General features: G+C 64.8%; 22 protein-coding genes and 2 tRNA genes. 10 read left to right on the top strand and 14 right to left on the bottom strand.

All coding sequences use genetic code 11. The features are described from left to right. The first annotated feature begins 55 nt into the window (after window positions 1-55). The gene (locus tag AC4BAR_RS07975; protein ID WP_490627916.1) at window positions 56-985 is read left to right on the top strand and encodes a polyprenyl synthetase family protein; all 930 of its coding nucleotides are present in this window, start codon (window positions 56-58) and stop codon (window positions 983-985) included. A 17-nt stretch (window positions 986-1,002) separates the two neighbouring features. Next, a tRNA-Pro gene (locus AC4BAR_RS07970) sits at window positions 1,003-1,079 on the top strand. A 72-nt stretch (window positions 1,080-1,151) separates the two neighbouring features. Here AC4BAR_RS07970 and AC4BAR_RS07965 read toward each other — a convergent pair. Continuing rightward, window positions 1,152-2,357, bottom strand: coding sequence for an ABC transporter substrate-binding protein (locus AC4BAR_RS07965; protein ID WP_490627318.1), 1,206 nt, complete (start codon window positions 2,355-2,357; stop codon window positions 1,152-1,154). Window positions 2,358-2,859: 502 nt separating this feature from the next. On the opposite strand from AC4BAR_RS07965, the gene pilB reads away from it, so the two are divergent. The 6 genes from pilB to AC4BAR_RS07935 are packed head-to-tail and all read left to right on the top strand — an operon-like array spanning window position 2,860 to window position 8,343. After that, on the top strand, window positions 2,860-4,590 hold the full coding sequence (gene pilB, locus AC4BAR_RS07960; protein ID WP_490627317.1) for a type IV-A pilus assembly ATPase PilB: 1,731 nt from the start codon (window positions 2,860-2,862) through the stop codon (window positions 4,588-4,590). Between the two features lie 45 nt (window positions 4,591-4,635). After that, window positions 4,636-5,853: a type II secretion system F family protein gene (locus AC4BAR_RS07955; RefSeq protein WP_490627316.1), complete on the top strand. Its 1,218-nt coding sequence runs from the start codon at window positions 4,636-4,638 to the stop codon at window positions 5,851-5,853. Then, entirely contained in the window at window positions 5,853-6,698 is an 846-nt protein-coding gene (locus tag AC4BAR_RS07950) for a prepilin peptidase (protein ID WP_490627315.1), read from the top strand. The genes AC4BAR_RS07955 and AC4BAR_RS07950 overlap by 1 nt, the downstream gene beginning before the upstream one ends. Window positions 6,699-6,726: 28 nt before the next feature. After that, entirely contained in the window at window positions 6,727-7,314 is a 588-nt protein-coding gene (coaE, locus tag AC4BAR_RS07945) for a dephospho-CoA kinase (protein ID WP_490627314.1), read from the top strand. 20 nt (window positions 7,315-7,334) lie between these two features. Next, complete coding sequence (gene zapD, locus AC4BAR_RS07940) at window positions 7,335-8,090, top strand: cell division protein ZapD (protein ID WP_490627915.1); 756 nt, start codon at window positions 7,335-7,337, stop codon at window positions 8,088-8,090. Between the two features lie 34 nt (window positions 8,091-8,124). Further along, window positions 8,125-8,343, top strand: coding sequence for a DNA gyrase inhibitor YacG (locus AC4BAR_RS07935; RefSeq protein WP_490627313.1), 219 nt, complete (start codon window positions 8,125-8,127; stop codon window positions 8,341-8,343). 13 nt (window positions 8,344-8,356) lie between these two features. Here the strand turns inward: AC4BAR_RS07935 and AC4BAR_RS07930 are convergent, their stop codons facing one another. The 5 genes from AC4BAR_RS07930 to AC4BAR_RS07910 form a co-directional block, all read right to left on the bottom strand. Next, window positions 8,357-8,848: an NUDIX domain-containing protein gene (locus AC4BAR_RS07930; RefSeq protein ID WP_490627312.1), complete on the bottom strand. Its 492-nt coding sequence runs from the start codon at window positions 8,846-8,848 to the stop codon at window positions 8,357-8,359. Window positions 8,849-9,028: 180 nt separating this feature from the next. Further along, a complete protein-coding gene (locus tag AC4BAR_RS07925; protein ID WP_490627311.1) occupies window positions 9,029-9,895 on the bottom strand; it encodes an ATP-binding protein in 867 nt (288 codons plus the stop codon). 13 nt (window positions 9,896-9,908) lie between these two features. Continuing rightward, window positions 9,909-11,138, bottom strand: a complete 1,230-nt coding sequence (gene argJ, locus AC4BAR_RS07920) for a bifunctional glutamate N-acetyltransferase/amino-acid acetyltransferase ArgJ (RefSeq protein WP_490627310.1) — start codon at window positions 11,136-11,138, stop codon at window positions 9,909-9,911. Between the two features lie 103 nt (window positions 11,139-11,241). Further along, window positions 11,242-13,986 carry a preprotein translocase subunit SecA gene (secA, locus tag AC4BAR_RS07915; protein WP_490627309.1) on the bottom strand — a complete coding sequence of 915 codons (2,745 nt, stop codon included), beginning with the start codon at window positions 13,984-13,986 and terminating at the stop codon, window positions 11,242-11,244. A gap of 132 nt (window positions 13,987-14,118) precedes the next feature. Next, complete coding sequence (locus AC4BAR_RS07910; RefSeq protein ID WP_490627308.1) at window positions 14,119-15,102, bottom strand: M23 family metallopeptidase; 984 nt, start codon at window positions 15,100-15,102, stop codon at window positions 14,119-14,121. A 27-nt stretch (window positions 15,103-15,129) separates the two neighbouring features. Between AC4BAR_RS07910 and AC4BAR_RS07905 the strand changes: the two genes are divergently transcribed. Beyond that, the gene (locus tag AC4BAR_RS07905) at window positions 15,130-15,438 is read left to right on the top strand and encodes a hypothetical protein (RefSeq protein WP_490627307.1); all 309 of its coding nucleotides are present in this window, start codon (window positions 15,130-15,132) and stop codon (window positions 15,436-15,438) included. A 3-nt stretch (window positions 15,439-15,441) separates the two neighbouring features. On the opposite strand, the gene AC4BAR_RS07900 is transcribed toward AC4BAR_RS07905, so the two are convergent. From AC4BAR_RS07900 to petA, 6 genes are all read right to left on the bottom strand, one after another. Beyond that, window positions 15,442-15,517: transfer RNA gene (locus tag AC4BAR_RS07900), tRNA-Thr, on the bottom strand. 56 nt (window positions 15,518-15,573) lie between these two features. Further along, a complete protein-coding gene (locus tag AC4BAR_RS07895; RefSeq protein ID WP_490627306.1) occupies window positions 15,574-16,086 on the bottom strand; it encodes a ClpXP protease specificity-enhancing factor in 513 nt (170 codons plus the stop codon). 19 nt (window positions 16,087-16,105) lie between these two features. After that, complete coding sequence (locus AC4BAR_RS07890) at window positions 16,106-16,717, bottom strand: glutathione S-transferase N-terminal domain-containing protein (protein WP_490627305.1); 612 nt, start codon at window positions 16,715-16,717, stop codon at window positions 16,106-16,108. A 96-nt stretch (window positions 16,718-16,813) separates the two neighbouring features. After that, complete coding sequence (locus AC4BAR_RS07885) at window positions 16,814-17,575, bottom strand: cytochrome c1 (protein WP_490627304.1); 762 nt, start codon at window positions 17,573-17,575, stop codon at window positions 16,814-16,816. A gap of 20 nt (window positions 17,576-17,595) precedes the next feature. Beyond that, window positions 17,596-19,005, bottom strand: a complete 1,410-nt coding sequence (locus AC4BAR_RS07880) for a cytochrome b (RefSeq protein WP_490627303.1) — start codon at window positions 19,003-19,005, stop codon at window positions 17,596-17,598. Window positions 19,006-19,028: 23 nt separating this feature from the next. Next, complete coding sequence (gene petA, locus AC4BAR_RS07875) at window positions 19,029-19,628, bottom strand: ubiquinol-cytochrome c reductase iron-sulfur subunit (RefSeq protein WP_490627302.1); 600 nt, start codon at window positions 19,626-19,628, stop codon at window positions 19,029-19,031. Window positions 19,629-19,772: 144 nt separating this feature from the next. Here petA and mscL point away from each other — a divergent pair, with 144 nt between their 5' ends. Continuing rightward, window positions 19,773-20,201 carry a large conductance mechanosensitive channel protein MscL gene (gene mscL / locus AC4BAR_RS07870; protein WP_490627301.1) on the top strand — a complete coding sequence of 143 codons (429 nt, stop codon included), beginning with the start codon at window positions 19,773-19,775 and terminating at the stop codon, window positions 20,199-20,201. A 150-nt stretch (window positions 20,202-20,351) separates the two neighbouring features. On the opposite strand, the gene pdxA is transcribed toward mscL, so the two are convergent. Together pdxA and AC4BAR_RS07860 are read right to left on the bottom strand one after the other, a co-directional pair. Beyond that, window positions 20,352-21,380 (bottom strand): 4-hydroxythreonine-4-phosphate dehydrogenase PdxA, encoded by a 1,029-nt coding sequence (gene pdxA / locus AC4BAR_RS07865; RefSeq protein ID WP_490627300.1) that lies wholly within the window; start codon window positions 21,378-21,380, stop codon window positions 20,352-20,354. A gap of 5 nt (window positions 21,381-21,385) precedes the next feature. Continuing rightward, window positions 21,386-22,141, bottom strand: a complete 756-nt coding sequence (locus AC4BAR_RS07860; protein WP_490627299.1) for a Nif3-like dinuclear metal center hexameric protein — start codon at window positions 22,139-22,141, stop codon at window positions 21,386-21,388. Window positions 22,142-22,198 lie beyond the last annotated feature (57 nt).

Below are 22,198 nucleotides of genomic sequence, written 5' to 3'. Positions count from 1 at the left end.
CTTGAGCGCCACGCCTCCCAGCATCCCCTCGTTGATTTCCCTCGTTGCCGACGACATGCGTGCCGTCGACCGGGTGATTGCCGAGCGACTCGACTCTGGCGTGCCTCTGGTGGGCGAGGTCTCGCGCTACATCATTGCCGCCGGTGGCAAGCGCCTGCGCCCCGCCCTGCTGTTGCTGGTGTGCGGGGCACTCGGCCACACCGGGCCGGAGCGTTTCACGCTGGCGGCTGTGGTGGAGTTCATCCACACCGCCACGCTGCTGCACGACGACGTGGTCGACGACTCCAGTCTGCGGCGCGGCCGCGCCACCGCCAACGAGACCTTTGGCAACCCAGCCAGCGTGCTGGTGGGCGACTTTTTGTACTCCCGCGCTTTCCAGATGATGGTTTCGCTGGGCCAGATGGAGGTGATGCGCATCCTGGCCGACACCACCAACACCATCGCCGAGGGCGAGGTGCTGCAGCTGATGAACATGCACGACGCGTCGCTGGACGAGGCCAACTACCTGCAGGTCATCCGTTCCAAGACGGCCCGGCTGTTCGAGGCCAGCGCCCAGCTCGGCGCCGTGCTGGCCGGCAGCCAACCCGAGCTGGTCCAGGCCTGCGCGCAGTACGGCCAGGCCCTGGGCACCGCCTTCCAGGTGATTGACGACGTGCTTGATTACGAAGGCGACGCCACGGAAATGGGCAAAAACCTCGGTGACGACCTGCGGGAAGGCAAGGCCACGCTGCCGTTGATTGCCGCCATGCGCCGGGGCTCGGCCGAAGAATGTGCACTGATCCGCAACGCCATCGAAACCGGCGCGGTCGAGCAGCTGGCCGCGATTGTGGCCATCGTGCGCCGCACCGGCGCGCTGGACCTGACCCGCGAGGTGGCGGCCGCTGAGGCCCAACGGGCGGTCGATGCCGCCATGCAGCTGCCGGACAATTCCTGGCGTTCGGCTTTGCTAGAATTGGCGTCTAGTCTGTTGAGCCGCAGGGTCTGACCCCTTCGAACACACCACGGGGTGTAGCTTAGCCTGGTAGAGCGCTACGTTCGGGACGTAGAGGCCGGAGGTTCGAATCCTCTCACCCCGACCAGAGAAAACAAAAAGCCCAAGTGCATCCAGCACTTGGGCTTTTTTGCTTTTGCCCCAACCTCGGCGGCGGGACTCACCGCCGGGCGCGGCCCGCGCTGTCCATGACGGTCAGGTCCACGTACTTCGATCCCTCATGCGAGGCACTGCTGAAATCGAGGCTGAAGCCACCGAGGTCATGTCGCCGCTCCAGCGCGTCCACGAAGCGCTGCCAGGTCAGCATGTCGCCGCACTGCGCGAGGCCGCGCAAGATGGTCTGGGCGTTGACATAGCCTTCGATTGCACCATAGCTCAATTCGGCATCCGGCACCGCCGCCATCGCGCGTCGGAAGCTTGCCACCAGCCCGGTCGAATCCGCCCACGGATAAGGCATGACCTGGGTGATGCCAATGCCGCGCGCCCGCGGGCCGAGGTTTTTTGTCAGTCCAGAGGTGCCAATGAAGCTCACGCTGCAATACATCGACGCTTGGCCTCGCACGCCCAGCGACTCGATCAGCTTGGCGCACGCACCGTAGACGCTGCCCATCGCAACACCCGTGGCACCGCTGGCGGCGATGATGTCGGCCGCCTGGGCCACATCCAGGCTGTTGCGCTTGACCTTGGCCACCGCCACCGGCTTGGCGCCATGCTCGGCCAAGGCCAGCGTCACACCTTTCTCGATGGCCGCACCGTAGGCGTCGTCCTGCACGAAAACGGCGATGCGCGAGCCGTCGCCGTAAGACAGCAGCTGTTTGGCCAACCCCCGACACTCTTGGTTGTAGCTGGCGCGGGTGTGGAAGATGTTGGGGGCGAATTTGCGCAAACTCTCCGCGCCAGTGAAGGCGCCCACAAACGGAATCCCGGTCTCGACGATGGTGGGAAACGCAGCCAGGCAGGTCGGCGTTCCCACATAACCGCCCAGCGCAAACACGCCTTGGTCAATGAGCTTGACGGTGTTGGCCTGGCACAGCGCCGGCTCGTAGGTGTCATTCAGGGACACCAACTCGATCGGCCGACCGTTGATACCGCCATTCTTGTTGGCCGCAGCAAAAGCCACGCGCATGCCGAGCGCCATCTCCTGCCCGAGCCGAGCAGCGCAGACGGCCCACTCTGCACAGCCGACTGGCCGATCAGGATGGTCGATCCGCCATAGGCCTGCTTGCCCCTGGCCCCCGAAAGTACCGATGCTTTTGCAAGCGGCAGCCCGCTCACTCCAAGTGCCCCCGCAGCCAAGAAATTTCGCCGCTGCATCACATCCCCTTGCCGTTGAAGTCGGCCGAGCCCACAGGGTGGGCCAGCACATGCCAAAGGGCTGGGACTATATATGAAAGGATGCAGCGTTAATGCAAAAGTTCAATCATGTGCCGATGGGCTTGTGCCTTCTAGTTCAGCGCCCCACATGGTGTCTTGCAGGACTGCGGACCCCTGAGCGGGTCGAGGGCGGGGGCATACCAGGAGGTTGGTGGCCACCATCTTCGCCCTCTGGCCCAACGTTCATTTGCCCGAAAGTTCGGTGACCCTGCCAACGGAATGGCACTGGCAAACCGGTTCGGCTAAGCACACCGAAAAAGTGGGAATCCAGGCCCGGGCGCGGAAAAATCGCGGTTCCAAGTGACACGGTGTGCCGTGGCTGAAATTGCACCACGGCGATCGCTGGACGCTCGCCCATCGGCAACGAACGCTTCAGGCCGGCCGTCCCAAGGCCTGGCAGTACCGCTTGGGGCCACTGACCTTTCTGCTTTCGACGGACCGCAGACCTGTTAACCTCAATGGAGGAATCCATTCTCAGGTGGTAAATTACAGGCATGGCCGTCATCGACCCCACGAACAGCTCCCCGCAGACCTTGGCCTTGCCAGGCCTGGGCCGTGCACTGATCGAGGCTGGCAAGCTGGTGGCGGCCGACGCGGAAGCCGTTTACAAGAAGTCGCTCGCTGACCGCACCAATTTCGTGGCGGACCTGATCGCCTCGGGGGCGGTCTCGGCGTCCGACCTGGCCCACACCATGTCGACCGCGTTCGCAGCGCCGCTGATCGACCTCGACGCGCTGGACCCGGCACGCCTGCCCAAAGACCTGCTGGACAGCAAGCTCTGCCATGCCTACCGCATCGTGGTGCTGAGCAAGCGCAACAACCGCCTGATCGTCGCCACCGCCGACCCCGCCGACGCGGAAGCCGCCGAAAAAATCAAGTTCTCGACCCAGTTGGGCGTGGACTGGGTGATCGCCGAACACGACAAGCTGGTCAAGCTGGTGGAAACCAACAAGGTGGCCGCCGAAGAGGCCATGCAGGAACTGATCGGCGACTTCGAGTTCACCGACATCACCGCCGAGGCCGACGGCGCGGTGGACGTGGCCGACACCTCGGAGGTGGACGACGCGCCCATCGTGCGCTTTCTGCACAAGGTGTTGACCGACGCGGTCAACATGGGCGCTTCCGACCTGCATTTCGAACCCTACGAGCACCAGTACCGCATCCGCTTCCGGGTCGACGGCGAGTTGCGCGAAATCACCTCGCCCCCGCTGGCCATCAAGGACAAGCTGGCCTCGCGCATCAAGGTCATCTCGCGGCTGGACATCTCCGAAAAGCGGATTCCCCAAGACGGCCGGATGAAGCTCAAGTTCGGTGCCACCCGCGTCATCGATTTCCGCGTCAGCACCCTGCCCACGCTGTTTGGCGAAAAAATCGTCATCCGTATCCTTGACCCGAGCAGTGCCAAGGTGGGCATTGATGCGCTGGGTTACGAGCCCGAGGAAAAAAAGCGCCTGCTGGACGCCATCGGCCGGCCTTACGGCATGGTGCTGGTGACCGGCCCCACCGGCTCTGGCAAGACGGTGTCGCTGTACACCTGCCTGAATCTGCTGAACAAGCCCGGCGTCAACATCTCCACCGCCGAAGACCCGTCGGAAATCAACATGCCTGGCGTCAACCAGGTCAATGTGAACGAAAAGGCCGGCCTGACCTTTGCCGCCGCGCTGCGCTCTTTCCTGCGGCAGGACCCGGACATCATCATGGTCGGTGAAATCCGCGACCTGGAAACCGCCGACATCGCCATCAAGGCCGCCCAGACCGGCCACCTGGTGCTGTCCACGCTGCACACCAACGACGCCCCAACCACCCTCAGCCGGCTGCGCAACATGGGCATCGCGCCCTTCAACATCGCCTCCAGCGTGATCCTGATCGCGGCCCAGCGGCTGGCCCGCCGGCTGTGCCTGACCTGCCGACAACCCACAGAGATTCCGGACAACGCCTTGCTGGAGGCCGGCTTCACCGAAGACCAGCTGGATGGCCACTGGCGCCCCTACCGGCCGGTGGGTTGCAATCTCTGCAACAACGGCTACAAAGGCCGGGTGGGCATCTACCAGGTGATGCCGATCAGCGACACTATCCAGCAAATCATCCTGCGCGATGGCAACGTGACCGAAATCGAACAACAATCCCTGCGGGAAGGGGTGCGCACCCTGCGCCAGGCCGGCCTGCACAAGGTGAGGCTGGGCGTCACCTCGCTGGAAGAGGTGCTGAGTTGCACCAACGAATGATTTCGCCCACTGGCTTGACCCGTTAAAAAACACACCGAGGACCCGATGGCCACTGCAGTACCCAAAGGCATCAAGGACCATGTCTTCGAATGGGAAGGCAAGGACCGCAATGGCAAGGTTGTCCGCGGCGAGTTGCGGGCCTCCGGTGAAAACCAGGTGCAGGCCACGCTGCGGCGCCAGGGCGTGCTGGCCAACAAGATCAAAAAGCGCCGAACCCAGAGCGGCAAGCGCATCAAGGCCAAGGAACTGGCCATCTTCACCCGCCAGCTGGCGACCATGATGAAAGCCGGCGTGCCGCTGTTACAGGCTTTTGACATCGTTGGCCGCGGCAACCCCAATCCCAGCGTGGCCCGGTTGCTGAACGACATCCGCACCGATGTGGAAACCGGCACCTCGCTGAGTGCGGCCTTCCGCAAGTACCCACTGTATTTCGACAGCCTGTACTGCAATCTGGTGGAGGCCGGTGAAGCCGCCGGTATCCTGGACGCGTTGCTGGACCGCCTGGCCGTCTACATGGAAAAGACCGAGGCGCTGAAGTCCAAGATCAAATCGGCGCTGATGTACCCGATCTCGGTGCTGGTGGTGGCTTTTGTGGTGGTTGCGGTGATCATGATTTTTGTGATCCCGGCCTTCAAGGAGGTCTTCACCTCCTTTGGCGCCGATCTGCCGGCCCCCACGCTGGTGGTGATCGCCATCAGCGAGGTCTTCGTCAAGTGGTGGTGGTTGATCTTCGGCCTGCTGGGCGGCGGCACTTATTTCTTCTTTCAGGCCTGGAAGCGCAACGCCAAGATGCAGAACTTCATGGACCGGCTGATGCTGAAGGTGCCCATCTTCGGCGTTCTGGTGGAGAAATCCTGCATCGCCCGCTGGACCCGCACGCTGGCCACCATGTTCGCCGCCGGTGTGCCCTTGGTGGAAGCGCTGGACTCGGTGGGCGGTGCGTCCGGCAACGCGGTTTATGCCAACGCCACTGAGAAGATCCAGCAGGAAGTGTCCACCGGCAGCAGCCTCACCGCGGCCATGACCAACGTCAACCTGTTCCCGTCCATGGTGTTGCAGATGTCGGCCATCGGTGAAGAATCGGGTTCGCTGGACCACATGCTGGGCAAGGCGGCCGACTTCTACGAGGCCGAGGTGGACGACATGGTGGCGGGTCTGTCCAGCCTGATGGAGCCCATCATCATCGTGATCCTGGGCACCATCATCGGTGGCATCGTGATCTCCATGTACCTGCCCATCTTCAAACTGGGCCAGGTTGTTTGATGGAATGGCTGGTGTGGACTGAGCCCTTGTTTGGCGGGGTTCTGGGGCTGTTGATCGGCAGTTTTCTCAACGTGGTGATTCACCGCCTGCCGCAGATGCTGGAGCGGCAATGGGCGGTTGAGTGCGCGGAAATGTCGGGCCAGGCGCCCACGGAGACAGCGCCGCCACTGAGCCTGACCACGCCGCGTTCGCGTTGCCCGCACTGCGGCCACCAGTTGCGCTGGTTCGAAAACATCCCGGTGCTGAGCTACCTGGTGCTGAGAGGCCGCTGCTCGGCCTGCAAAGCGCCGATCTCAGCGCGCTACCCCCTGGTGGAATTGCTCACCGGCGCCCTGTTCGCCTTTTGTGTGCAGCGCTGGGGCTTCACGGCCAGTGGCGCCGTCTGGAGCGGTTTTGCCGCCGCCATCGTGGCCCTGGCCTTCATCGACTGGGACACCACGCTGTTGCCCGACGACATCACGCTGCCTTTGCTGTGGGCCGGGCTGATCGCCGCCGCGCTGGCCTGGACGCCGGTGTCCCTGCCCAATGCGTTGTGGGGCGCGGTGGCCGGCTATTTGTCCTTGTGGGGCGTGTACTGGGCCTTCAAGCTGGCCACAGGCAAGGAAGGCATGGGCTATGGCGACTTCAAGCTGTTTGCCGCACTGGGCGCCTGGTTCGGCTGGCAGGCCCTGGTGCCCATCATCCTGATGGCCTCGGTGATTGGCGCGGTGGTGGGCATCGCGATGAAATTCACCACCGGCCTGCGCGAAGGCGGTTATGTGCCTTTCGGCCCCTTTCTGGCCGGCGCCGGCCTGACCGCGCTGGTCTTCGGGTCGGACGCCATGCTGCGGGCCGTGGGCCTGTGACGTTGGCCGCGGGCGGAGCAAGGCAGCCGTGCACATCGGACTGACCGGCGGCATCGGCAGCGGCAAAAGCACAGTGGCCCAGCTGCTGGCCGCGCGCGGCGCGGTGGTGGTCGATGCCGATGCCATTTCGCGCCAGCTCACTACTGCGGGCGGGTCCGCCATGCCAGCCATCGCAGCCCAATTCGGCGCGGCCTTTGTCGCAGCCGACGGCGCACTCGACCGTGACCGCATGCGCAGCCACGCGTTTGCCCACCCCGAGGCACGCGCCCAGCTCGAGGCCATCATTCACCCGCTGGTGCAGCTGGAGGCCACAAGGCAGGCCGCTGCGGCTGGCGAGCACACGGTGGTGTTCGACATCCCGCTGCTGACCGAGTCCAGCCACTGGCGCCAGCGAGCCCAGCGCATCCTGGTGGTGGACTGCACACCGGAGACCCAGATCACCCGGGTGATGGCCCGCAACGACCTGGACCGGGCGGCGGTGATGCGCATCATGGCCGCGCAGGTAAGCCGACCGCAGCGGCTGTGCCTGGCCGATGCGGTGGTGTTCAACGATGGCCTCACGCTGGCCCAACTCACCGACATCGTGGACGGGATGGCGCCCGGCTTCGGGCTATGATTGCCTCCGGAAACCGCAGCGTGATTCTGTACGAATACCCCTTCAACGAACGCATCCGCACCTACCTGCGGCTGGAGCACCTGTTCCGCCGCCTGGCCCTGCTGGTGCCACGCGACCACCCGCTCGACCACCACCACGCACTGGTCACCATTTTCGAGGTGATGGACGTCGCCGCCCGGGCCGACCTGAAGAGCGATGTGCTGCTCGACCTCGACAAACAACGCCAGCTGCTCAACGGCTACCGCGGTAACCCGGCGATTGCCGAATCGGTGCTGGACGACGTGATCGGTCAGCTCGATGGCTGCTACAACGCCCTCACCGGCCAGGCGGGCAAGGCCGGCCTGGCGCTGACCGAAAACGACTGGCTGATGAGCATCCGCAGCCGGGTGGGTATTCCCGGCGGCACCTGCGAATTCGACCTGCCCGCCTACTACGCCTGGCAGCACAAAGACCCGGCCATCCGCCGCGCCGCCATCGAAGGCTGGGCCTCCACGCTGGCGCCGCTGGCCGAGTCGGTGATCATGCTGCTGAAGCTGTTGCGCGACTCCGGTGCGCCCCAAAAAGTGGTGGCCACCCATGGCCAGTTCACCCAGACGCTGCCGCAGGGCCGCAGCTTCCAGCTGCTGCGCATGCGGCTCGACCCCACGCTGGACCTGGTGCCTGAAATCAGCGGCAACCGGTTGATGGTGTCGGTGCGTTTGATGCGCCAGGAAGCCGATGACCGGCTGCACGCCAACACCGACGACACCACTTTCGAGCTGACCCTCTGCTCCTGAGCAGGGGCCATTCGGTATCCGCCATCGTCCAGCGATGAACCCCAGCGACACCGCCCCCCTGCCCGCCCCGCGCACCGTGCGCTGCCCAGCCTGCAGCGGCCCCAGCCTCTACGCGGCCAGCAACGCCTACCGGCCCTTTTGCAGCGAGCGCTGCAAAAACATGGACTTCGGCGCCTGGGCCAGCGAAGGCTTTCGCGTGCCGGCCGACACCCCACCGGACGATCAGGCGTTCGGCGACCCCAAGCTGCAGTAGCGGCTTTCTGCGCTCAACCTGGTGACGCCAGGGCCTCCGAATGGGTAGCCCCTGAAAACCCCCGCTCCTCAGCCAGCCAGCGCAGCACCGGCACCGTGCCCGGCAACACCGGCACCCGGTCCACCGGCAACCGCTGCCAAGCCGCCTGCTGGCCTTCGCGCATCTGCAACTCGCCCTGCCAGGCGTACACCTTGCAGAAGTTCAGCCGCACCAGCGCGTGCGGGTAATCCACCACCTCGGTGCGCCAGGGCTGGGCCGCGGCGATGGTGATGCCCAGTTCCTCATGCAGTTCGCGCCGCAGCGCGTCCGTCACCGATTCACCGGCTTCGAGCTTGCCACCCGGAAACTCCCAGTAATCCGCGTACACCTTGCCGGGGGGCCGCGAGGTCAGCAGAAAGTCACCATTGGCCAGCACCAGCACGCCCACCGCCACCTCGACCATGGCGCGGTCGACGCCACCCTCGCGTGGGCGGTCGGCGTCGGCGATCAGTGGTGCACCACTCATATGGCAATGCTCACAGGAAGCCCGTGGCCGCAGCGCCGAACAGCCCCAAGCAAGGCCGGCCCCCTCGGGGCTGAGGGCTGCGGCTCCAAGCCTGCCTGCGCAGGCTTGGACAGACCGAAGGGCCGTTGCGTCTTGCAACGGCGCGTCCAGCGCAGTACACGCAGTGACAAGCGTGGGGGCTCACATCTTTCCAGCATGGTCGCGGGCAAACTGGTAGGCCACCCGGCCGCTGCGCGAACCGCGCTCCAGCGCCCACACCAGCGACGCGGGGTGGGCTGCGGCCAGCGCATCCGGTGCCACGCCGAAGGCGCGCAGCCACTGGTCGACGATGGCCAGGTACTCGTCCTGGCTGAAGGGGTAGAAGCTGACCCACAGGCCAAAGCGCTCGGACAGCGAAATCTTTTCCTCGATCACCTCGCCCGGATGGACCTCACCGTCCTCGGTGTGCTGGTAGCTGAGGTTGTCCTTCATGTACTCGGGCAGCAGGTGGCGGCGGTTGCTGGTGGCATAAACCAGCAAATTGGGCGTGGCGGCGGCCACCGAGCCGTCGAGGATGGACTTCAGCGCCTTGTAGCCGGGCTCGCCCTCGTCAAAGCTCAGGTCGTCGCAGAACACGATGAATTTCTCGGGCCGGTCGGCCACCAGGTCCACAATGTCGGGCAGATCCACCAGGTCGGCCTTGTCGACCTCAATCAGGCGCAGGCCCTGGCCCGCGAACGCGTGCAAACAGGCGCGGATGAGCGAGGACTTGCCGGTGCCCCGGGCACCGGTCAGCAACACGTTGTTGGCCGGTTTGCCCTCGACGAACTGCTGGGTGTTGGCGCGGATCTTTTCCTTCTGTGGCTCGATTTCCTGCAGATCGGCCAGCTGCATCGCGCCGATGTGGCGCACCGGCTCCAACGTGCCATGGCCGCTGGCGCGCTTGCGGTAGCGGTAGGCGATGGCGGCCGACCAGTCGGGCGCCGACAGCGGCTGCGGCAGCACCGCCTCGATGCGGGCCAGCAGCGACTCGGCGCGCTGCATCAGGTGCAGGAATTGCTCGTTCATGGAGGGCTCGGGCTCAGGACCGGTAGTCCGCGTTGATGGTCACGTAGTCGTGGCTGAAGTCGCAAGTCCAGACCGTGTCAGCCGCGGTGCCGCGGCCCAGCCCCACCCGCACGGTGATCTCGCTTTGCTTCATCACCCGTTGGCCGTCTTCCTCGCGGTAGGCCGGATTGCGGCCGCCCTTCAGCGCCACATGCACGTCGTCCAGATGCAAATCAATGCCGGTTTGGTCGAGGTCGGTGATGCCGGCGTAGCCCACTGCCGCCAGGATGCGGCCCAGGTTGGGGTCGCTGGCAAAAAACGCGGTTTTCACCAGCGGCGAATGGGCGATGGCATAAGCCACCTGGCGGCATTCGGCGGCCGTGCGTCCCCCCTCCACCCGCACGGTGATGAATTTGGTCGCGCCCTCGCCGTCGCGCACGATGGCCTGGGCCAGCAGGCGGGCCACCTCCAGCATCACCGCTTTCAGCGCCTGACCGTCGGCGCTGTCCAGCGTGGTGATGGGCGCATGGCCGGCCTTGTTGGTGGCGATCACCACAAAGCTGTCGTTGGTCGAGGTGTCGCCATCCACCGTGACGCGGTTGAACGAGCCCTCGGCCAGTTCGGTGGCCAGCTGCTGCATCAGCGGCTGGGCCACACAGGCGTCGGTGGCCAGAAAACCCAGCATGGTGGCCATGTTGGGGCGGATCATGCCGGCGCCCTTGCTGATGCCGGTCACGGTGATGGTTTGGCCCCCCACCCGTGCCTGGCGGCTGAAGGCCTTGGGCTGGGTGTCGGTGGTCATGATGCCTTCGGCGGCGCGCAGCCAGTGGGCGTCAGATGCGTCGTCCAACGCGGCCGGCAGGCCGGCAATGATGCGCTCATGGGGCAGCGGCTCCATGATGACGCCAGTGGAAAAAGGCAGCACCTGCTCGGGCGACAGGTCCAGCAGCCGGGCCACCGCGATGCAGGTGGCGCGGGTCCGCACCAGGCCGTCCTCGCCGGTGCCGGCGTTGGCGTTGCCGGTGTTGATGACCATGGCGCGCACCGCATGGCCCTGGGCCAGGTGCTCACGGCAGACCTGCACCGGTGCGGCGCAGAAACGGTTCTGGGTGAACACGCCGTGCACCGACGCGCCTTCGTCGATCAGCACCAGCGTCAGGTCTTTCTTGTTGGCCTTGCGCACACCGGCCTCGGCCACGCCGATGCGCAGGCCGGGCACGGGGTGCAGTTCGGAGGCCAGGGGCAGGGGAAGGTTCACGGGCATGGCGGGCTTTCAGGTCAGGAGGAATGATAAGAAAAGGTCGGACGTCAATGACAAAACGGGCCGCAGCCCGTTTGTCGAATCGCCCTGAAGCGCCTGCTGGGCGTCAGGCCAGCTTGCCGTGGCACAGCTTGTACTTCTTGCCACTGCCGCAGGGGCAGGGGTCGTTGCGGCCCACGCGTTGCACAGCCAGGGCCAGCGTGCTTTCGTCGACCACCGTCTCGACCTCGCCGGTTTCGGTGGGGGCGGTGTAGGTCACGTTGGCGATGGCTTCGGCGCGGCTTTCCATGTCTTCGGCGGCCTGCTCCAGCTGCTCGCTGGACTGCACCTTGACCGTCATCAGGATGCGGGTGACCTCGTTCTTCACCGAGTCCAGCAACTGGCCGAACAGCTCGAAGGCCTCGCGCTTGTATTCCTGCTTGGGCTGCTTCTGCGCATAGCCACGCAAATGGATGCCCTGGCGCAGGTAGTCAAGCGAACTCAGGTGCTCGCGCCAGTGGGTGTCTATGCTTTGCAGCAACACCATGCGTTCGAACTGGGTGAAGTTCTCCGCCCCCACCTGGGCCACCTTGGCATTGAACGCGGCATGGGCGGCGGCCACCACTTTCTCGACGATGTCGTCCACCGTCATCGCGTCGGCAGCCGCCACTTCCTGGCGCAGCGGCAAGGTCAGCTGCCATTCGTCGGCCAGCACCTTTTCCAGACCGGCCAGGTCCCACTGCTCTTCCACCGATTCCGGCGGCGCGAACTGGTGCACCAGGTCGGTGAAGCAGCTCTCGCGCAGGCCCTCGATCTGCGCCGACAGGTCGGCCGCGTCCAGGATGTCGTTGCGCTGCTGGTAGATCACCTTGCGCTGGTCATTCGACACGTCGTCGTACTCCAGCAACTGCTTGCGGACATCGAAGTTGCGGGCCTCGACCTTGCGCTGCGCGCTCTCGATGCTGCGGGTGACGATGCCGGCCTCGATGGCCTCGCCATCGGGCATCTTCAGCCGGTCCATGATGGCCTTGACCCGGTCACCGGCGAAGATGCGCATCAGCGAATCGTCCAGGCTCAGGTAAAAACGCGACGAGCCTGGGTCGCCCTGGCGGCCGGAGCGACCACGCAGCTGGTTGTCGATGCGGCGCGACTCGTGGCGCTCGGTGGCGATGATGCGCAGGCCGCCCAGCGACTTCACCAGCTCGTGGTCCTTGGCCCATTGGGCGCGGATCTCGGCGATGCGGGCCTGCTGGGTGGCTTCGTCCAGCGAGGCGTCGTCGCGCACTGCCTCGATCTGCTTCTCCACATTGCCGCCCAGCACGATGTCGGTGCCGCGGCCCGCCATGTTGGTGGCAATCGTGATGGTCTTGGGCCGGCCGGCCTGGGCCACGATGTCGGCCTCGCGCATGTGCTGCTTGGCGTTCAGCACCTGGTGCGGCAGCTTCTCGCGCTCCAGCAGCTGGGCGATGATTTCCGAGTTCTCGATGGACGTGGTGCCCACCAGCACCGGCTGGCCACGCTCATGGCATTCGCGGATGTCCTGGATGGCGGCTTCGTATTTCTCGCGGGTGGTCTTGTAGACCCGGTCCAACTGGTCCTCGCGGCGGCTGGGCCGGTTGGGCGGCATGACGATGGTTTCCAGGCCGTAGATTTCCTGGAATTCGTAGGCTTCGGTGTCGGCGGTGCCGGTCATGCCCGCCAGCTTGGTGTAGAGGCGGAAGTAGTTCTGGAAGGTGATCGAGGCCAGGGTCTGGTTCTCGGCCTGGATATGCACACCTTCCTTGGCCTCCACCGCCTGGTGCAGGCCGTCGCTCCAGCGGCGACCCGACATCAAACGGCCGGTGAATTCGTCGACGATCACCACCTCGCCTTCCTGCACCACGTAGTGCTGGTCGCGGTGGTACAGGTTGTGGGCCCGCAGCGCCGCGTACAGGTGGTGCATCAGCGTGATGTTGGCCGGGTCGTACAGCGTCGTGCCTTCAGGAATCAGCCCCAGGCCGGCCAGGATGCGCTCGGCGGTTTCGTGGCCCTGCTCGGTCAAAAAGACCTGGTGGCTCTTCTCGTCCATCGTGAAGTCGCCGGGCGTGATGATGCCTTCACCGGTGCGTGGGTCGGCCTCGCCGACCTGCTTGGTCAGCTGGGGCGCGATCTGGTTGATGGCCAGGTAGAGCTCGGTGTGGTCTTCGGCCTGGCCGCTGATGATCAGTGGCGTGCGGGCCTCGTCGATCAGGATGGAGTCCACCTCGTCGACGATGGCGTAGTTCAGCCCACGCTGCACCCGGTCGGCCACCTCGTAGACCATGTTGTCACGCAGGTAGTCGAAACCGTATTCGTTGTTGGTGCCATAGGTGATGTCAGCTTGGTAGGCGGCCTGCTTCTCGGCGCGCGGCATGTTGGGCAGGTTGATGCCCACCGACAGGCCGAGGAAGTTGTACAGCTTGCCCATCCAGGTGGCATCGCGGCTGGCCAGGTAATCGTTGACCGTGACCACGTGCACACCCTTGCCACTGAGCGCGTTCAGGTAGACCGGCAGCGTGGCGGTCAGGGTCTTGCCCTCGCCGGTGCCCATCTCGGAAATCTTGCCGTTGTGCAGCGACATGCCGCCCAGCATCTGGACGTCAAAGTGGCGCATCTTCATGACGCGCTTGGAACCCTCGCGCACCACCGCATAGGCTTCGGGCAACAGTGAATCCAGCGATTCGCCGGCGGCCACACGGGCCTTGAAGACCTCGGTCTTGCCACGCAGCTCGTCGTCGCTCAGGCCTTCCAGCGTGGGCTCCAGGGCATTGATGCGCTCCACCGTTTTGCGGTACTGCTTGAGCAGGCGGTCGTTGCGGCTGCCGAAGATTTTGGTCAGGAAATTGGTTGCCATGCGTGCGAAGCCACCGGTGGACCTTGGTGGTCAACCCGGTGGCCAAATGCCCTGTTAGTTATTGGTTCAAGCGCGGTTGGAGTGAGACGGCATCAAACCGTTCACTGCCACCGCGCCCTTAGCCTTGGAATTTTACCTGCGCGCGGTCTTGCCCGATGGCGATCGGGCAGCAGACCGGGAATCGGCTTGGGCCAGTTGCGTGGCCGGCAGGTTCTGGCCAGCGGCGAGGAATTTCTGCGGGTCTTGTGGCACGTCCTGCACCAGCACCTCGAAGTGCAGGTGCGGGCCGGTGGAACGGCCACTGTTGCCCACCTCGGCGATCTTCTGGCCACGCCGGATCAGGTCACCCTTTTTGACCTGCACCTTGGAGGCATGGGCATAGCGGGTGATGAGCTGGTTGCCATGGTCGATTTCGACCATGTTGCCGTAGGCCGGGTTGTACTCCTGGGTCACCACCACCCCGCCGGCGGCCGACAGGATGGATGTGCCCACATCGGCCGGGAAATCCAGGCCGGTATGCAGCGCCGAGCGACCGGTGAAGGGGTCGATGCGCCAGCCAAAGCCCGAGCCCAGAAACCCACCAGCCAGTGGCGGCTGGGTGGGCACCATCATCTTGCGGATTTTCTGGTCGAACAGCCGGGACTCCACCACGGTGAGCAAGTCCACCCGCTGATCGGTCAATGCGTCCAGGTCGGCCAGCGTCTGCTGCAACTCCTCCACCGACAGCGGACGGCCCGACACCAGCGCGCCCCCGCGGCCGGGCGCGGCCTTGAGCTCGTTGGGGTTGATGCCGGCGAGGCCGGAGACCCGCTCACCCAGGGCTTCCAATTGCACCATCTTGGCCTGCATCTCGCCCAGCCGGCGGGCCATGGCGTCGAGGTTTTCGCGCATGAAGCGCTCGCGCTGGGTCGACTCGTCCTGCGTCACCAGTCGCACGAAGTCCCCCACCAGCGGCCAGCCTTCGCGGGCACCCTTGAGAAAAATCAGGTGGTAGAGGCTGGCCACGGCCACCGTCAACACCAACGCAATGGCCAGCCCAGCCGCCAGCAGGCGGCCGCCACTGAGGTGAATGGCCCGGCTCTTGGCCAGCCAGGCGTCCGTGATAATCAACTGCATCGGCAACGTCCCATTTCATTGAGGCCCATGACCCGCAAACAACATGCCATGACGCTGGATGAGGCAGCACGCGGATCGGACACGTTTGCACGTTTGGCCGAGGCCGCCGCGGATTCCAACCGGCGCCTTCAGGCCATTCAGACCCTGATTCCCGAGGGCCTGCGGGCGGCCGTGAAGGCCGGGCCGGCAGAGGATAACGCCTGGTGCTTGGTCGTGGCAAACGGCACTGTCGCTGCCAAGGTCAAACAACTGCTGCCGCTGTTCCAGGCCCGACTGCGCAGCCAGGGCTGGGCGGTGGACCTGATCCGGCTGAAAGTGGATACCAGCCGGCGCTGAGGGTGGTGCCGATTATCGGAATCGAACTGATGACCTACCGCTTACAAGGCGGTTGCTCTACCAACTGAGCTAAATCGGCACTGGGTGTATTTTACAGAACGACACCGCCGTTCTGCGGGGGGCTGGTGAACCGGCTTACTTGACCCGCTTCAGGGCTGGCCGCGGGCCGGCCGGGGGTTTGGGGGGCTCGTTGTCGTCGTGCGGCGGGGCGGCCACCGGCGTCAGTGGCACCACCTTGCCCGCATCGCCACCGGGGGCGCGGGACACCGGCTCGGCCACCACCGGGGGCGACACGCGCCGCGGCTCCGGGCCACCCGAGGTGGTAGGCGCCGGGTGGGGGAAGGCCATGCCCTGGCCGTTTTCACGGGCGTAGATGGCAATCACCCGGTCGATGGGCACCATGATGTCGCGCGCAGTGCCGCCGAAGCGGGCCCGAAACTCGATGAAGTCATTGCCCAGCTTCAGCGAACTGGTCGCGTCGAAGCTGATGTTGAGCACGATCTCGTCGTTCTTCACATGCTCCCGGGGCACCTGCACCGTGTGGTCCACATGCACCGCCACATAGGGCGTGAAGCCGTTGTCGGTGCACCAGTCGTACAGCGCCCGAATCAGGTAGGGGCGGGTGGACGGCAGATCGGGCGTGTTCATCAGCGACACCGCAGAGGCCTTACTTGCGCATGACCTTTTCCGAGGGGGTCAGCGCCTCGATGTAGGCCGGGCGCGAGAAGATGCGTTCGGCGTACTTCAGCAGCGGCGCGGCGTTCTTGCTCAGCTCGATGCCGTAGTAGTCCAGGCGCCACAGCAGCGGGGCGATGGCCACGTCCAGCATGGAGAAGTTGTCGCCCAGCATGAACTTGTTCTTCAGGAACACCGGGGCCAGTTGGGTCAGGCGGTCGCGCACATGGGCACGGGCTTTTTCCAGGGCTTTTTCGTTGCTCTTGGCGGCGCGCGATTCGAGCAGCGCCACGTGAACAAACAGCTCCTTCTCGAAATTCAGCAGGAACAGGCGCACACGGGCCCGGTCCACCGGGTCGCCGGGCATCAGCTGCGGATGCGGGAAGCGCTCGTCGATGTACTCGTTGATGATGTTGGACTCGTACAGGATCAGGTCGCGCTCAACCAGGATGGGCACCTGGCCGTAGGGGTTCATCACGCTGATGTCTTCGGGCTTGTTGTACAGGTCCACATCGCGGATTTCGAAATCCATGCCTTTTTCGAACAGCACAAAGCGGCAACGATGTGAGAAGGGACAGGTTGTGCCCGAATACAAGACCATCATGGCGGAGGCTCCTAAAAATCAAAAAGAGTGGGGTGCGGCTTGCACGCCCACTCTGCACACGCAGACCCGCGGCTCGCGCCCGGGCCCGACGGTCGTTTACTTGATGTCTTTCCAGTACGAGGCGTTGAGGCGCCACGCGATGGTGATGAAAACCAGCAAGAACATGATCACCCAGACGCCAACGCGGCCGCGAACCAGTTGCGAGGGCTCACCCATCCACTGCAGGTAGTTCACCAGGTCGCCCATGGCCTGGTCGTATTGCAACGGCGTCATGCTCCCAGGGGTCAGCTGTTCCCAGCCCTTGAACACCTTGGCCTCGTGGCCATGCTCCACCACAGTGTCGTACACCGGCTTGCGTGCGCCTTGCAGTTCCCACAACACATGGGGCATGCCCACATTGGGGAAAGCCAGGTTGTTCCAGCCGGTGGCCTTGGTGTCGTCCTTGTAGTAGGTGCGCAGGTAGGTGTAGAGGTAGTCTGCACCGCTGCCCTTGCCGAACTCGGCACGCGAGCGGGCGATCACCGTCAGGTCGGGCGGGTTGGCGCCGAACCATTCCTTGGCATCCTTGGGGCTGATGGACGCCTTCATGGTGTCACCCACCTTGTCGGTGGTGAACAGCAGGTTTTCCTTGATCTGCGCTTCGGTCAAACCAATGTCGCGCAGGCGGTTGTAACGCATGTACGCAGCCGAGTGGCAGTTCAGGCAGTGGTTGACGAACAGCTTGGCGCCGTTTTGCAGCGCGGCCAGGTCGTTGACCTTGTTCGGTGCCTTGTCCCAGGCAATCGTGTCACCGCTGGACGCCATGGCCGAGGTGGCCACCGACATCACGAGCGCGAGAGAAAAGAGGAATTTTTTCATGTGTGTTGACCTCTGCCCGCTCAGTGGGCCGCGAAGGTGACGCGGTCAGGAACGGTCTTGAACTGGCCGAGGCGACTCCACCACGGCATCAGCAGGAAGAACCCGAAGTAATACAGCGTGCCGATCTGGGCGATCAGCGTGCCGGTGTCGGTGGGCGGCTGAATGCCCAGGTAACCCAGCACGAAGAAGAACACCACGAAGATCGCGTACAGCGTCTTGTGCCAGCTCGGACGGTAGCGGATCGACTTGGCCAGGCTGTGGTCCAGCCAGGGCAGGAAGAACAGGATCACGACCGCGCCGCCCATCACCACCACGCCCCAGAACTTGGCGTCGAAGGTCTTCAGCAACACGATGGCCACCACCGCCACCACCGCCAGAATGGCCTTGCCAATGCCACCGAAGCGGCCCTTGACGATGGCCAGCAACGCACCGATGCCCACCAGACCCGACAGCACATTGACCATGGTGTCGGTCGTGGCGCGCAGCATCGAGTAGTAAGGCGTGAAGTACCAGACCGGGGCGATGTGCGCCGGGGTCTTCAGCGGGTCAGCCGGGATGAAGTTGTTGTACTCGAGGAAGTAGCCGCCGAGTTCGGGTGCGAAGAAGATGATCGAGGTGAAGATCAGCAAGAAGACGCTGACGCCCAGGATGTCGTGCACCGTGTAGTAGGGGTGGAAAGGGATGCCGTCAAGCGGGTGGCCAGCCTTGTCTTTCGGCGCACCGGGGCCCTTGATTTCCACACCGTCGGGGTTGTTGGAACCGACTTCGTGCAGCGCAATGATGTGCGCGGCCACCAGGCCCAGCAGCACCAGCGGCACGGCGATGACGTGGAAACTGAAGAAGCGGTTCAGCGTCGCATCGCCCACCACGTAGTCGCCGCGGATCAGCAGCGCCAGGTCGGGACCAACGAAGGGAATCGCGGCAAACAGGTTCACGATCACCTGGGCGCCCCAGTAGGACATCTGGCCCCAGGGCAGCAGGTAACCCATGAAGGCTTCGGCCATCAGGCACAGGAAAATCGCGCAGCCGAAGATCCAGACCAGCTCACGCGGCTTGCGGTAGCTGCCGTAGATCAGACCACGGAACATGTGCATGTAGACCACCACGAAGAAGGCCGAGGCGCCGGTGGAGTGCATGTAGCGCACCAGCCAGCCCCAGGGCACGTCGCGCATGATGTACTCGACCGATGCAAAGGCCAGGGCCGCGTCGGGCTTGTAGTGCATCACCAGGAAAATGCCGGTGACGATCTGGATCACCAGCACCAGCAGGGCCAGCGAGCCAAAGAAATACCAGAAGTTGAAGTTCTTCGGTGCGTAGTACTCGGACAGGTGTTCCTTGTACAGCTTGCTGGCAGGGAAACGGTTGTCGACCCAGTTCAGCAGCTTTTCGCCGGCGCTGGCGTTGGGGGAAATGGTTTTGAATTCAGCCATGGGGTGCTCCGTGTGTCTCGGCTTCAGGCCTTCTTGTCTTCACCGATCAGCAACCGGTTGTCAGACAAATACATGTGCGGGGGCACTTCAAGGTTGTCCGGCGCGGGCTTGTTCTTGAACACGCGACCGGCCATGTCGAAGGTCGAGCCATGGCAGGGGCACAGGAAACCACCCTTCCAGTCGTCGGGCAGCGAGGGCTGTGCACCGGTCTGGAACTTGTCCGACGGCGAGCAACCCAGGTGCGAGCAAATGCCCACGGCCACCAGGATTTCCGGCTTGATCGAACGGGACTCGTTGCGGGCGTATTCAGGGGTCAGCTCGGAAGGCTTGCGCTCCGACTTGGGGTCGGCCAGCTGGGCATCCTGGCCTGCCAGTGCGGCCAGCTGGTCAGGGGTGCGTTTGATGATCCAGACAGGCTTGCCGCGCCATTCCACGGTCATCTTTTCGCCGGATTTCAGGGCGGAAATGTCCACCTCCACCGCAGCGCCAGCCGCTTTGGCTCGCTCCGATGGCTGAAACGAGCTCACGAACGGGACGGCGGTGGCCAGGCCTCCGACGGCACCAGCGCAACCGGAGGCAATCAACCAAGTCCTCTTGCTGCTGTCGACTGGGGTGTCACTCATGGGGGTCCTCAATGCTCTGTCTTGGGTTAGGGTCAACCCGAGATTCTATCCGAGCGCAGCAGGGCCATTCAATCGCCATGAAAGCCTTGACACGGTAAATTGGTAGGGAATACTCAAGCGCACTTTCAACCGGAGGAGTGCAACATGGGCATGGTGTCAGAGTTCAAGGAATTTGCGGTCAAGGGCAACGTGGTCGATCTGGCCGTGGGCGTGATCATCGGCGCGGCCTTCGGCAAGATCGTCGACTCGGTGGTAGGCGACCTGATTCTGCCGGTGGTGGGTGCGGTGGTGGGCAAGATCGATTTTTCCAACATGTTCGTGGTGCTGGGCGCTGTGCCGCCAGGCACCGCCACCACGCTGGACGCGCTGAAGAAAGCCGGTGTGCCGGTGTTTGCCTACGGCAGCTTCATCACCGTGGCGGTGAATTTCCTGATTCTGGCTTTCATCATTTTCATGATGGTCAAGCAGATCAACCGCTTGAAGAAGGAGGCGCCGGCGGCACCCGCAGCCCCGGCACCCACGCCGGAAGACATTCTGCTGCTGCGTGAGATCAGGGACAACCTGAAGCGGTAGGGAAAGGCCCCCACGCTTCCCACTGCGTGTGGTGCGCTGCCCCCCGAGGGGGTCGCGTTTTTCCTTGGGGCGGTCCGGCGGAAAAACAGCCCGCCCCACGCTCCCCACGGCGCGTGATTCGCTGCGCCTAAGAGGCTGGACCTTGGCCTGTCAGACCGTTGCGCTGAGCGTTCTGGCCATGCGCAGCGCGGCCAGCAGGCTGCGGGGGTCGGCCCGGCCGGTGCCGGCCACGTCGAAAGCCGTGCCATGGTCGGGACTGGTGCGCACCAGCGGCAGTCCCAGCGTCACGTTGACGCCCTGCTCCACCCCCAGGTACTTGACCGGAATCAGGCCCTGGTCGTGGTACATCGCCACCACCGCATCGAACTCGCCGCGCCGGGCACGCATGAACACCGTGTCGGGTGCCAGCGGCCCGACGGCGTGGATGCCGCTCTGCACCGCGGCCGCCACGGCCGGGGCAATCTCGCGTTGCTCTTCCCAGCCGAACAGACCGCCCTCGCCCGCGTGCGGGTTCAGGCCAGCCACCGCCAGCCGCGGCCGACGCCCCAGGCTGCGCGACAGCGCGGCGTCGGCAATCTGCAGGGTCAACAACACATTGGCCTGCGTCACCGCGTCGATGGCCTGGCGCAGCGACACATGGATGCTGACCAGCACCGTGCGCAGTTCCTCGTTGGCCAGCATCATGCGCACCGGCACGGCGGACACCGGTTGGCCGAGGTGGGCCGCAGCCTCGGCCTGCAACAGCTCGGTGTGACCGGGGAAATCCACGCCCGCGGCGTGCAAAGCCTCTTTGTGCAACGGGGCCGTCACCAGCGCCGCCACCTCGCCACGCAGCGCCGCCCGGGCAGCCCACAGCACACAGTCGGCCGCCACCCGGCCCGCCACGGCCGACACCTGGCCCCAGGCCGGCCAGGCCGCGTCGGGCAATTCGGTCACTGGCAACACCGGCAGGCAGCGGGGCGGCAGGCCCACCAAATCCGCCACAGACGAGATGGCCACCACCGGCAACGGCGGCTGACCCGGCCCGGTGATGCAGGCCGCTGCCCGGCGCACCAGGCCCACATGACCAGCCACAAAACAGCCTTGGGTGGCCTCGGCGTCGTCACGAAAAGCCTTGGCAATGGTTTCCGGCCCAATGCCGGCCGGGTCACCCAGGGTGATGGCGATGGGAAGGGACATGGACCTCAGGCGGGGTTGTCGATGTCGATGAATTCATGCGCCAAGCCCAGCTCGGCCGCCACATGGGCCGCGACCGCCGGCGCACCGTAGCGTTCGGTGGCGTGGTGGCCGCAGGCCAGAAAGGCCACGCCGCATTCGCGGGCGTAATGGGCCTGGGGCTCGGAGATTTCACCGGTGATGAACACATCGGCCCCGGCGGCGATGGCCGCCTCGAAATGGCCCTGGGCCCCACCGGTGCACCAGGCGATGTGCTTCACCGGCCGGTCCATCGGACCCACGCGGACCACTGCATGCCGCAGCGTCTTTTCCACATGGTCGGCCAATGCCCCAGCATGGGCAAAACCATCGCCCAGCGCCTGGCCAAGACAACCCAGGCTCTGCTCGCCAAAACGCGACTGCGCTTGCAGGCCCAGCACCCGGCCCAGCTGGGCGTTGTTGCCCAGGGTGGGGTGGGCGTCCAGTGGCAGGTGGTAGGCCAGCAGGTTGATGTCGTGCGCCAGCAGCAGCGCCAGGCGCTGCTTCATCCAGCCGGTGACCCGGCCGTCCTGGCCCCGCCAGAACAGCCCGTGGTGCACCAGCACCGCGTCGGCCCTGGCCTCAATCGCCGCTTCAATGAAGGCGCGGCTGGCGGTCACGCCAGACACCAGCTTGCCCACCTCGGCCTTGCCCTCGACCTGCAGGCCGTTGGGTCCATAGTCCTTGAAGGCCCCCGGTTGCAACAGGGTGTCGAGGGTGGTGAGCAGGTGCTGGCGCGCAATCATCGGGGTGGGCAGGAGTTGGATCGATTGTCTGTGAATTCTCTCGTCCCGGCGGGGTCA

This window comes from Rhodoferax sp. SPJ4, from assembly GCF_058216275.1.
Note: the sequence above shows the minus strand (reverse complement) of the source record. Positions and strands in the feature narration are given on the sequence as shown.